Source organism: Streptomyces sp. OR43 (genome assembly GCF_008042275.1).
Classification (GTDB): domain Bacteria; phylum Actinomycetota; class Actinomycetes; order Streptomycetales; family Streptomycetaceae; genus Streptomyces.
Genome location: NZ_RDBK01000051.1, coordinates 1 through 11,041 on the forward strand (window position 1 = coordinate 1; position 11,041 = coordinate 11,041).

General features: G+C 70.5%; 8 protein-coding genes and 1 pseudogene. 5 read left to right on the forward strand and 4 right to left on the reverse strand.

Going from position 1 to position 11,041, the window contains the following annotated elements:
* Window positions 1–60: 60 nt before the first annotated feature.
* The 4 genes from EAO72_RS40100 to EAO72_RS40115 all read right to left on the reverse strand — a co-directional run bounded on the left by EAO72_RS40100 (window position 61) and on the right by EAO72_RS40115 (window position 5,872).
* Window positions 61–1,317 (reverse strand): ABC transporter substrate-binding protein, encoded by a 1,257-nt coding sequence (locus tag EAO72_RS40100; RefSeq protein ID WP_148022320.1) that lies wholly within the window; start codon window positions 1,315–1,317, stop codon window positions 61–63.
* A gap of 41 nt (window positions 1,318–1,358) precedes the next feature.
* The gene (locus EAO72_RS40105) at window positions 1,359–2,615 is read right to left on the reverse strand and encodes a Gfo/Idh/MocA family protein (protein WP_148022321.1); all 1,257 of its coding nucleotides are present in this window, start codon (window positions 2,613–2,615) and stop codon (window positions 1,359–1,361) included.
* 40 nt (window positions 2,616–2,655) lie between these two features.
* Complete coding sequence (locus EAO72_RS40110; protein WP_261991857.1) at window positions 2,656–4,806, reverse strand: peptidase C14; 2,151 nt, start codon at window positions 4,804–4,806, stop codon at window positions 2,656–2,658.
* A gap of 208 nt (window positions 4,807–5,014) precedes the next feature.
* The gene (locus tag EAO72_RS40115; protein WP_148022322.1) at window positions 5,015–5,872 is read right to left on the reverse strand and encodes an IclR family transcriptional regulator; all 858 of its coding nucleotides are present in this window, start codon (window positions 5,870–5,872) and stop codon (window positions 5,015–5,017) included.
* A 289-nt stretch (window positions 5,873–6,161) separates the two neighbouring features.
* Between EAO72_RS40115 and EAO72_RS40120 the strand changes: the two genes are divergently transcribed.
* From EAO72_RS40120 to EAO72_RS40140, 5 genes and pseudogenes are all read left to right on the forward strand, one after another.
* Entirely contained in the window at window positions 6,162–7,532 is a 1,371-nt protein-coding gene (locus EAO72_RS40120; RefSeq protein ID WP_148022323.1) for an aspartate aminotransferase family protein, read from the forward strand.
* Window positions 7,532–8,719, forward strand: a complete 1,188-nt coding sequence (locus EAO72_RS40125; protein WP_148022324.1) for a mandelate racemase/muconate lactonizing enzyme family protein — start codon at window positions 7,532–7,534, stop codon at window positions 8,717–8,719. Before EAO72_RS40120 ends, EAO72_RS40125 begins: the two co-directional genes overlap by 1 nt.
* Window positions 8,716–9,561: an amidohydrolase family protein gene (locus EAO72_RS40130; protein WP_148022325.1), complete on the forward strand. Its 846-nt coding sequence runs from the start codon at window positions 8,716–8,718 to the stop codon at window positions 9,559–9,561. The genes EAO72_RS40125 and EAO72_RS40130 overlap by 4 nt, the downstream gene beginning before the upstream one ends.
* 192 nt (window positions 9,562–9,753) lie before the next feature.
* Window positions 9,754–10,593 carry an SDR family NAD(P)-dependent oxidoreductase gene (locus EAO72_RS40135; RefSeq protein ID WP_148022326.1) on the forward strand — a complete coding sequence of 280 codons (840 nt, stop codon included), beginning with the start codon at window positions 9,754–9,756 and terminating at the stop codon, window positions 10,591–10,593.
* An 85-nt stretch (window positions 10,594–10,678) separates the two neighbouring features.
* Window positions 10,679–11,041, forward strand: a pseudogene (locus EAO72_RS40140) (peptidase C14); the annotation flags it as partial.

The following is an 11,041-nucleotide window of genomic DNA, read 5'->3' on the forward strand; positions in this document are numbered from 1 at the left end:
GTCGGGGGCGGTGTGCCCCCGTGGGGTCGCGGGGCCGGAGGCCGGCCCCGCGACCGTGGATCAGCGGCCGAGCATCGCCTGCGCCGCCTTCTGCGCGGCGTCGAGTGCGTCCTGCGGGCTCTTCTTGCCGAGCAGCGCCGCCTGGATCTCCGGCGCGAGCATGCCCTGCACCTCACGGGCCTTGTCCTGCAGCGGGCCCACGTCCATGCTCGGCAGCGTGGCGCCGACCGCGGTCTGGAGCGCGTCTCCGGGGTACAGATCACCGCCGGACTCACGGGCCGGGAAGTAGCCCGCGGCCTTCTGCAGCCCGGCCGCGTTCTTCGACTCGGCGACGAAGTTCAGCCAGTCCCCGGTGTTCTTCTTGTCGGCGCCCTTGAGCATCGAGAGCGCGCCCACGGTGCCGTAGCCGACCGAGGCGGTCTCCTTCAGCGGCGGCCGGACGACGATGTTCTCCTTGCCCCAGAACGGCTCGACGTCCGCCGTGGTGTTCTGCCAGGTGCACGCGACCTTGCCCTTGGCCGTCGGGGTCTGCTCCAGCTTGGGCGTGGTCGTGACCAGGTCCTTGTCGGTGTAGCCGCCGTCGACCAGCTTCTTCAGATACGTGAGTGCCTTGACGCCGGCCGCGTCGTTGAAGGTGACGTTCTTGCCGTCCTCGGAGAAGACGTCGCCGCCCGCCTGCCACAGCAGCGGGTAGAACGTCATGTTCAGCGTCTGCTGGGTGTCGCCGCTGTAGCTGGTGGCGTAGTAGCCCTTCTTCTTCAGCTTCGGGGCCAGCGCCTCCAGGTCCGCCCAGCTCGTCGGATAGCTCTTCTCACCGACGGCGGCGAAGACGCGCTTGTCGCAGATCAGCGGGTTGGCGCTGGTCAGGATCGGGGTGGCGAGCGCCTTGCCGTCGACCGTGACGGACTTCAGCGCGAAGTCGGTGTAGTCGGACTTGGCGTCGGCCGGCATGTAGTCGTCGGCCGGCACGATGCTCTTGGCGTACTTCGGGAGCTGGTCCGGGATCAGATAGACGGCGTCCGGGCCCTTGCCCGAGGCGATGGCCGTGGCCAGCGCGGTGTCGCGGTTGGCCCACGGGAAGGTCTCCACCTTCACCGTGACGCCCGCGTGCTCCTTCTCGAACGCCTTGACGAGGCCGTCCCAGTACGCCTTGTTCTTCGCCTCGTCGAAGATGACCGGGTAGGTCCACATGGTGACGGTGTTGCCGTCGTCGCCGCTGCCGGAACAGCCGGCCAGCACACCGGCGGCGAGGGCGGTCGCCAGGACGGGGGCGGCCAGGGCGCGGACTCTGGAACGGCGGGTGAGAAGACGGGACATGAGGAGGTCCTCCGAGGACGTGAGGGCGGAAAGAGAGGAAGTCACTGAGCCGGGACCGTCTGGACGGTGCCGGTGTGCCGGGCACGTTCGGCGGCGAACGCCGCGAGATGGCTGCCGAGCGAGGTGGCGGGGCCGGAGCGGACGGCCCCGGCGTCCCCGGTGGCGACGGCGGTGACGAACGCCTCGACGAGCGCGGCGTCCCCGCCGCCGTGCCCGTCGGCCGCGTTCGAACCGGACGCCCCGAGTTCGTGGACGGTGGACTCGCCGGTCCGGAAGTCCTGCACGGTGACCCGCTCACCGTCACCGATGAGCCAGCCGTGCGAACCGAAGATCCGGGTCTGCCGGTGCGTCTGCTCGGTGAACGCGACCATCTGGAAGGTCGCGGTCACCCCGTCCGTGAGCTGCATCGCGAGGACCTGGTGATCGACCACGTCGTTGTCGCTCCGGTACGCGCAGACCCCGTACGGGCCCTCGCGCAGCGCCTGGACGAGCCCGGCCTCGTCGGTCGCCTCGGTGACATGGGTGACCGGCCAGACCGCGCCCTTCTCACGCAGCGTCGGCATGTACAGCTTCAGCGCGCTGTACGGGCAGCCGGACTCGACCGCACAGTCCAGGCAGCGGTCCGCGGACCCGGCCGGGGCGTTCTCGGGCCGGAAGTGCTTCAGCCCGCCGAATCCGGTGACCTGCTCGATCCGGCCGCCCATGACGTACGTGATCCAGTCCAGGTCGTGGCAGGACTTGGCGAGCAGCATCGGGGACGAGTCCTTCTCGCTGCGCCACGGACCGCGTACGTAGCTGTGGGCGTAGTGCCACCAGCCGACCGGTTCCAGATGGTCGATCGAGACCAGCTGCCCGAGCACACCGGAGTCCACGGCCTCCTTCACCAGGTCGGTGTACGGGGTGTACCGCATGACGTGGCACACCGCGAACAGCACCCCGGCCCGCTGTACCCCCTCGACGATCCGGCGGGTCTCCTCCTCGGTCGGGGCGAGCGGCTTCTCGGCGAGGATCGCGTAACCGGCCTCCGCCAGGGCCAGCACCGGCTCCACGTGGAAGCGGTCCTGGGTGGCGACGATCACGGCGTCCGCGATCCGGTTCTCGACGAGCGGCCGCCAGTCGTCGAACTCGACGGGCGCACCGGCGGCGGCGCGTGCGGCGGGGCGCGGGTCGGCGACGGCGACGAGCTCGGCGCGCTCGGGGTGCGCCTTGATCCACTCGGCGTACGTCAGACCGCGGTTGCCGGCGCCGACGAGGGCGACCCGTACGGGCCGGCCGGTGATCGGGGTATGCGTGGACACGGGGAATCCCTGGTGCTCGATGGGCGGTTGGGCCAGATGGTCAGAAGCGGAGCGTGGCCGCCGTATGGGCGACACGGTCGCTCTCGTCGGGCAGTGCGGTGCGCTCGGTGCCGTCCTCGACGCAGCCGGTGTGCAGCAGATGGCTGTCTCCGCCGAACCCGGCCGGCCGCAGTTCGAGCCGGCCGCCGGTGAAGGTGGAGCCGGTGGCCCGGTAGCGGTTGACACCGTCGGTGACCCGCACATGGGCGGTGCCCTCGGGCGCGGTCGAGTCGAGGCCGCTGAGCTGCCAGTCGACGGTGCGCCCGGAGCCGGTACGGGCGAGCAGGGCGCCGTCCTTGTTGGTGCCGGACAGCCGTGTGCCGTCGACGCGCAGGCGCTGGTTCTTCGCCGAGGTCAGCTTGAGCCCGCTGTCGCGCAGTTCGCCGCCGAGCACGGTGATGTCGCTGTGGGCGAGCGAGACGGGGGCGCTGTCCTTCGATCCGGTCAGCGTGCACTGGTCGAGGACGAGCGGCCCGGTGCCGTTGAACACCGCGCCGTCCACGCCCTTCAGCGTGGAGCGCTGAAGGGTGAGCGGCACGGTGACACTGGCCTGGGTGACCTCCGCCCCCGCCGCGAACGCGAACGAGGAGTCCGCGATCACATTGGGGCGGGCGGAGAGGTCCGAGGACCGGGAGACGATCAGCGGACCCGTGGCCGTACAGCCACGCAGCTGCACACCGTCCGCGTTGACCCAGAGCATTCCGGAGCCGGCCAGGGACTCCTTGCCGATGACCAGGACGTCTTCCAGCGTCAGATCGGTGATCTTGACGCGGGCGACGAACCAGGAGCAGGCGTGGCGCCGCACGGTGATCCGCTTGGCTCTGCCGCCCCAGGCCGCGCCCGAGTTGGCGAACGTCATCAGACCGGAGTTGCCGGTGTAGACGAGGTCGTGCTCGAACTGGCCGTGCGTCACGAACGGGCCCTCGTCGTCACCGTCGCCGTGACAGTTGGTGACGTAGCAGTAGGCGGAGGCCGTGAAGTCGTTGAGGTGACGGGCGTTGGAGGTGTGACAGTCCTCCACGTGCCCGTACAGGCAGTAGATCTGCTGGGTGAGATAGCCCGCGCCGCCGTAGGTGACGGACTTCGGGTTGGTGAGCGAGCACTGTTCGGTGCGGAAGTACGTGCACCAGCGGCGCATCACCACCGGCCAGAACGTGCCCACGGCCTCGATGCCCGAGACGTCGCAGCGCACCGCGTACTCGTACGCGACCGGGTGCGAGCCGGTCATCTCGTCCTCGCCCCAGCCCTCGAAGACCATGTTGCGGACGTGGGCACGGTCGACGGGCTCGACCCGGGTCCAGGTGAGGGTGCGCCCGGCCGCCAGGTCCCAGCCGATCTGGTAGTTGACCCGGATGTGCGCCGGATCGACGACATCGGTGACCTGGACCAGGCGCTGGATCTCCTTCTCGTACTTCCCCGCCAGGGCGTCGGTCTCCACGGCCCACCACTGGCCCACGGCGAACTTCGAGGCGTCACCGACCTCGAAGAGATCCGAGAGGTCCGGCATCGCGGCGCTCAGGCTGTGTGTGACGGTGGTGTCGGTGGGGGTGCCGCGGAAGGAGAGGACGGCGCCGAAGGGGTTGTCGTGGGTGTTCTTCTCGATGCCGGTGGTGTGGAGGTGGTGGCCGCCGAAGTCGAGTTCGATGTTCGAGCGGTCGAAGAGGTGGCGTCGGGTGARGAGGAGGTCGGTGTGGGCTTCGATGCGGTGGACGTCGGGGTCGTTGACGAGGGCGTCGAGGGCGTTGTCGGCGGGGGTGCTGGTGTCGAAGTGGCCGAAGGTGCGGAARTCGAGGGTTCCGGTGTGGAGTTGGTGCCAGCGTCCGGTCTTCGTGGGTGTGGTGGGGGCGATGACGGTGCCGCCGTTGTGCGGGGCSGTGGAGGTGCGGTTCCAGCGCAGGGCCATGGTGCCGCCGTCGCCGGGGGTGCGGTAGCCGGCGACGATGGCCTGGGTGCCGTCGGTGAGGGGGTGGGTGTTCAGGGCGCGCAGTGCGGTGACCGTGTCCAGGCGCAGGACGTTTCCGGTGCGGTCGGGTGCGGCCTGCGCGGGGCCGGTGGCCACGGCCGAACCGGCCACGACCAGACCGGCCAGACCCGAAGCCCGCAGAAGATTCCGGCGGGAGGACGCGGGGGTGCTGTGGTGCGGAACGCTCATGCGGACTTCGCCTTCCGAGAAGTGCGACGAGTGAGGGAGCGTTCCTGCGGTGGACTGCCATGAGGCGGATGGCTGAAAAGGGTTCGGTCCTCGGGTGTTCACGGCGCGGTGGGCAGGCGCCGGAAGCGGACCGGAAGGGGTAAATCATCGGTGACGGTGGAAAGTCACCTCGGTTGGCAGGGAACCTACGGCGGGTGAAGCCGATCGGTCAAGACCCGAATCCGTCGGAATGCGACGCGTCGGCATCCTGGGCGTCGGGCTCCGGGTCCTCGGCCCAGCCCAGCGAGACACTGATCCGGCGGGCCGCGTCGCGGACCTGGCCGCCCAGTTCCTGGTAGCGCCAGGCCGGCAGACCGAGCTTGAGACCGGTGATGGAGACGGCCCCGGCGCACACCGACCGGTCGTCGAAGACCGGCGCCCCGATGCAGATGATGCCCTCGGCGTCCTCCTCGTCGTCCAGGGCGTAGCCGACCCGGGCGATGTCGCGCAGATGGGACAGGAACGTCGCCGGATCGGTGATGGTGCGGGAGGTGCGCCGGGGCAGCCCGAACCGTTCGACGACCGAGGCGGCCTCGCCCTGCGGCATCGCGGAGAGCAGCGCCTTGCCCAGGCCCGTGCAGTGCGGCAGTTCGCGCTGGCCCATCCGCAGATCGAGCCGGACGCGCTGGTCGAGCTCGACCTGGTCCACCACGACCGCGTGGCCGTCCTCGGGCACGGCGAGCCGGGACGCCATGCCGGTGGCCCGGGTGAGATCGCGCAGAACGGGATGGGCGACGCCGCGCAGGGAGACCTGGGACCTGGCGCGGTCGCCGAGCCGGGCCAGGCTCATGCCCAGCCGGTAGCGGCGGTTCATGCCCTCGCCGTCGTCCGAGACGAGTCCGTAGGCGCGCAGGGTCTGGAGCATGCCGAAGGCGGCGCTCTTGGAGATGGAGCAGGCCTGGCCGACTTCCGTGACGCTCAGGCCGTTTCCCTGCGAGGGAGCGGCGAGCGCTTCGAGGATGTCCGCTGCCCTGGCCACGCTCTTGACCCAGTACTTCGGCTCTTCTGGGGCAGCACTGTTCGTCATAGCAGAACAGGGTAGTGGATCCGGGCGCGCGGAGGGCACCTCCGATTCGCGCAACCCGCACCTTTCCGGCCTTGGCGGGCCGGAAGGGGGTTGACCGGTTTTCGGGGCGGACGTAATATCCAGGCACTGTTCTGCTCTACAGAACAGTGTTCTGAAAAAGCGAGACGCATCACCAAGCACCACGGATCACCCTCTTCCTGCGGCGACTGCCGGGCGGATGGCGCCAGGGACTCACGGGCCGGGCAGGGCCCGAGACAACCGACGACTCTCGACGCAAGGAGCAAGCACCATGAGTTCAGGCCCGGCAGGCAACGAATCCGGAGCCCGACTCGCCGAGCGCGCCCGCCAGGTCGTACCCGGCGGCGTGAACAGCGGTCAGCGCAGCGTTCCCGGACTGACGGACCTGGTCGTCACCGGGACCCACGGCGCACGGTTCCGTACCGCCGACGGACGCGAGTACACCGACTTCCACTCGGCGTTCGGCCCGCCGCTGCTCGGCCACAACGACCCGGACGTGGCCCGCGCCACCGCCGAGGCCGGCGCGACGCTGGGCCACATGGGTGTCGGCGTCACCGAGGGCGAGGTCCTTCTCGCCGAGCAGCTCGCCGAGCTGATTCCCTCGATCGAGAAGGTCCTGCTCACCAGCACCGGCAGCGAGGCCACGTTCCACGCGCTGCGCGTCTCCCGCGCCGCCACCGGCCGCCGCCTGGTCGTCAAGTTCCAGGGCTGCTACCACGGCTGGCACGACGCGGTCAGCCTCAACGTCATCTCCGAGCCTTCGAAGGTCGGCGGCCACGACCCGATCTCGACCGGCATCCTTCCCGAGGTCCTCGAAGCCACCCTCGTCCTGCCGTTCAACGACAGCGAGGCCGTTCGCCGCACCTTCGCCGAACACGGCTCCGACATCGCCGCCGTCATCGTCGAACCCGTCCCGCACAACGTCGGCGCGCTGCTCCCGTACCAGGAGTTCCTCACCACGCTGCGCGACGAGACCACGAAGGCGGGCAGTGTCCTGATCTTCGACGAGGTCATCACCGGCTTCCGCCACAGCATCGGCGGCTGGCAGCAGATCTCCGGGGTCACGCCCGACCTCACCACCCTCGGCAAGGCCATCGCCAACGGCGCCCCCGTCGGGGCGATCGGCGGCCGGGCCGACCTGATGGACCTCTTCTCCACGCGCCCCGGCGCGCCCGCCTTCTTCGCCGGCACGTACAACGGCCACCCGTCCGTCGTCGCCGCCGCCCTCGCCACGCTGCGCAAGCTCCGCGAGGAACCGGTCCACGACCACGTCTTCCGGCTCGGCGACCGCGTCCGCACCGAACTGACCGGCCTGTACGAGCGCCTGGGCGTGCCCGCCGTCGTCACCGGCTACGGCTCCGTCTTCGTCAGTTACTTCATGCCGGGCGAGGCCCCCCGTACGTACGCGGACCTGCTGAACAACGACGCGTCGATGTTCGTCGGCTACCGCCGCAAACTCCTGGACCACGGCCTGTTCGAGCTCCCGCTCAACCTCAAGCGCAGCCACATCAGCTACGCGCACACCGACGCCGACGTGGACCGGCTGATCGAGGGCACCGAGGCCGCGGTCAAGGCCGTCCTCGCCGACGGCGGCGCCCGCGACCTGGAGAACACCTCGACCATGGGCGGAGCGACCCGCTGATGCTGACCGTCACCCGCACCCGCCCCGCCGGCCCCGCCGGACGGATCACCCGTGTCGAGACCCTGATGCTCGGCACCTCCTGGCGCGACTTCGGCTATGTCCGGGTCCACACCGACGAGGGCCTGACCGGCATCGGCGAGATCACCCACCCGTACCGGGTGAGCGAGGTCTGCGCCCTCACCGAGGCCATCGCCGCACGTCACCTGATCGGCGCCGACCCCTTCGACATCGAGGAGCTGTGGCTCCGCGTCTACCAGGGCGACTTCCTGCGCGGCGGCGACATGGGCGGCATCGCCCTGTCCGGCCTCGACCAGGCGATGTACGACCTGATGGGCAAGGCGCTCGGCGTCCCCGCCTACCGGCTGACCGGCGGCGCCTGCCGCGACGACGTCCGCGTCTACGCCAACGGCTGGTACACCGGCGAACGAGAGCCCGAGATCTTTGCCGCCAAGGCCAGGGAGACCGTGGCCAAGGGCTACTCCGCCCTCAAGTTCGACCCCTTCGGCCCCGGGCTGCACGAGCTGGAGCGCGCCGAACTGCGCCGCTCCCTCGACCTCGTCGCCGCGGTCCGCGAGGCGATCGGCCCCGACATCGACCTCTTCATCGAGGGCCACGCCCGCTTCGCCATGCCGACCGCCGCCCGTCTCGTCCGTGAACTGGAGCCGTTCGACATCGGCTGGTTCGAGGAGCCGATGCCCTGGACCCACATCGAGCGGTACGCGGAACTGCGGCAGCGCGCCGCGTTCCCGATCTCCGGCGGCGAGCACTTCCACAACCGCTACGAGTACAAGCAGCTCTTCGCCACGAACGCCGTCGACATCATCCAGCCCGACCTCTCCATGGCCGGCGGCTTCACCGAGGTCAGGAAGCTGGCCGCGATCGCGGACACCCACGGCATGCTCGTGGCCCCGCACAACTCCAACTCCCCGCTCTGCACCACAGTCTCGGTGCACGCGGCGCTCGGAATCCCCAACTTCAAGATCCTCGAAACCTTCGACGGGCTCCTGGAGCCGTTCGTCTTCGACGCGCTCAAGGGCACCCTCCCGATGGAGGACGGCCGCATCGGTCTGCCGACCGCTCCGGGGCTCGGCGTCGAACTCGTCGACGAGGTCTTCGAGGAACACCCGCCCAGCCACCGCTTCTGGAACATGTTCGCGGACGGCTGGGAGAAGCGGAACCGCACATGATCACCGATGTCCACTCCCATCTCTTCCGGCACAGCCACGACTTCACCGACCCGTTCAGCTCCGACTCCGCCCGCGCCCACGCGGGCGAGGTCGACCTCACGGTGAAGTGGGAGGACTACGCGGCCACCGCACCCGAGTCCACCCGCACGATCGTCGTCGGCGGCAAGGCGCGCCGCAGCGGCCTCTGGGTCGACGACGCCGCCGTGGCCGCGTACGCCGGAGAACACCCCGACCGGCTGATCGGCTACCTGGCGCTCGACCCCACCCAGCCCGGCTGGCAGGAGGAGATGCGCTACGGCCACCAGGAGCTGGGCCTGCGTGGCATCAAACTGATGCCGATGTACGCGGGTTTCGACCCGGCAGCCGAGGAGTACGACGAGCTGTACACGTACGCCGAACGGCACGGGCTGCCGCTCCTGGTGCACACGGGCACGACGTTCGTCTCCAGCGCGCCGCTGGAGTGGGCGATGCCCCGGCACCTGGACGCCGTCGCCATCCGCCACCCGGAACTGCGGATGGTCCTCGCCCACCTCGGCCACCCGTTCGAGGGCGAGTGCATCGCGGTCATCCGCAAGCACCCGCATGTGTACGCCGACCTCAGCGCCCTGCACTACCGGCCCTTCCAGCTCTGGCACAGCCTCCGGCTGGTGCAGGACTACGGGGTCTTCCACAAGGTGCTGTTCGGCAGCGACTACCCGTTCACGACGGTCGACGACTCCGTGAAGGGGCTCCGGGAGATCGCCCGGATCCCCGGTATCCCCGGACTGCCGCCGCTCGACGCGGACGCGGTGGAGGAGATCATCCACCGGCCCTCGCTCGATCTGCTGGGCCTGAACGGCTGATCGGCTGAACGGCCCTGGTCGGCTGACCGGCCCTGAACGGGCCGTTCCCCACAGCCTGCGGACCCGGCGCCCGGTGCCGCCCCCCGGCCCGGTTGCCGGTCCGCAGCCGAGCCGCCGCGCTCCCACCCTGTTGTGTCCCTGCGCGGCGGCCCACCACCCTCCTGCCTCGCCCCCTCCCGAAGGAATCCCGCGATGACCGCAGCCGTCCCGCCCCGCGGCACCGACCGCTTCGACCTCACCGGCCGCACCGCGGTCGTCACCGGGGCCGCCCGGGGCCTGGGCCGGTCCTTCGCCGTCGGGCTCGCCGAGGCGGGCGCGGACCTGGTACTGGTCGACCTGCCCGGGGCCGAGGGCGTCGCCGAGACCGCCGCGGCGATCGAGGCGCTCGGCCGACGCTGCCGTGTGTACGGGCAGGACCTCGCGGACACCGAGGCGCTGGCCGGCTTCGCCGACACCGTGCGCGCCGAGGCCGGACCGCTGCACATCCTGGTCAACAACGCGGGCACGGCGGCCCTGGAACGCTTCAACGAGATCACCCCGGCCGGCTGGTCCCGCATCATGCGGGTCAACGTGGACGCCGTCTTCTTCCTCAGCCAGCGGATCGCCGAGCACATGACGGCCGACGCCGTCCCCGGCCGCATCGTCACCATCACCTCGAAGAACGCACTGGTGGCAGAGGCCGGTCTGGCCCACTACAACGCCTCCAAGGCCGCCGCCCAACTGCTCACGGAGACACTGGCCATCGAGCTCGCCCCGCACGGCATCACCGCCAACACCCTGGCCCCCGGCATGGTCGAGACCCCCATCGACGGCGAGTTCCCCTTCGACCGGGAGGCCTTCGAGTCCGCGTACCGCGAGCGCATCCCGCTCGGCAGGTACGCGCAAGCCGACGAATGCGTGGGCGCGCTGCTGCTGCTCGCCTCGGACGCCGGGGCGTATCTCACGGGCACGCGCCTCGTCGTCGACGGGGGAGTGCTGGCGGACCAGATGCCGCGGATGCGCTTCATGCCGCCGTACCGCACCACGCTCTGACCGCGACCGGCCCGCGGCCGGATCCCACCGCGCACGCATCGCCTCCCACCGCGCACGCATCGACAACGCGAGGAGCACCTCCGTCATGTCCGTCCATGCTTCGCCCGCTGCCTCATCCGCCGCTTCGTCTTCTGCCTCGTCCCGCCGGAATCTTCTGCGGGCTTCGGGTCTGGCCGGTCTGGTCGTGGCCGGTTCGGCCGTGGCCACCGGCCCCGCGCAGGCCGCACCCGACCGCACCGGAAACGTCCTGCGCCTGGACACGGTCACCGCACTGCGCGCCCTGAACACCCACCCCCTCACCGACGGCACCCAGGCCATCGTCGCCGGCTACCGCACCCCCGGCGACGGCGGCACCATGGCCCTGCGCTGGAACCGCACCTCCACSGCCCCGCACAACGGCGGCACCGTCATCGCCCCCACCACACCCACGAAGACCGGACGCTGGCAC

Bases quoted from the DNA above. Each gene is read 5' to 3' on its own strand.
- EAO72_RS40120 (WP_148022323.1), top strand. From the start codon at position 6,162: ATGAGTTCAGGCCCGGCAGGCAACGAATCCGGAGCCCGACTCGCCGAG.
- EAO72_RS40135 (WP_148022326.1), top strand. From the start codon at position 9,754: ATGACCGCAGCCGTCCCGCCCCGCGGCACCGACCGCTTCGACCTCACC.
- EAO72_RS40115 (WP_148022322.1), bottom strand. From the start codon at position 5,872: ATGACGAACAGTGCTGCCCCAGAAGAGCCGAAGTACTGGGTCAAGAGC.
- EAO72_RS40130 (WP_148022325.1), top strand. From the start codon at position 8,716: ATGATCACCGATGTCCACTCCCATCTCTTCCGGCACAGCCACGACTTC.
- EAO72_RS40100 (WP_148022320.1), bottom strand. From the start codon at position 1,317: ATGTCCCGTCTTCTCACCCGCCGTTCCAGAGTCCGCGCCCTGGCCGCC.
- EAO72_RS40125 (WP_148022324.1), top strand. From the start codon at position 7,532: ATGCTGACCGTCACCCGCACCCGCCCCGCCGGCCCCGCCGGACGGATC.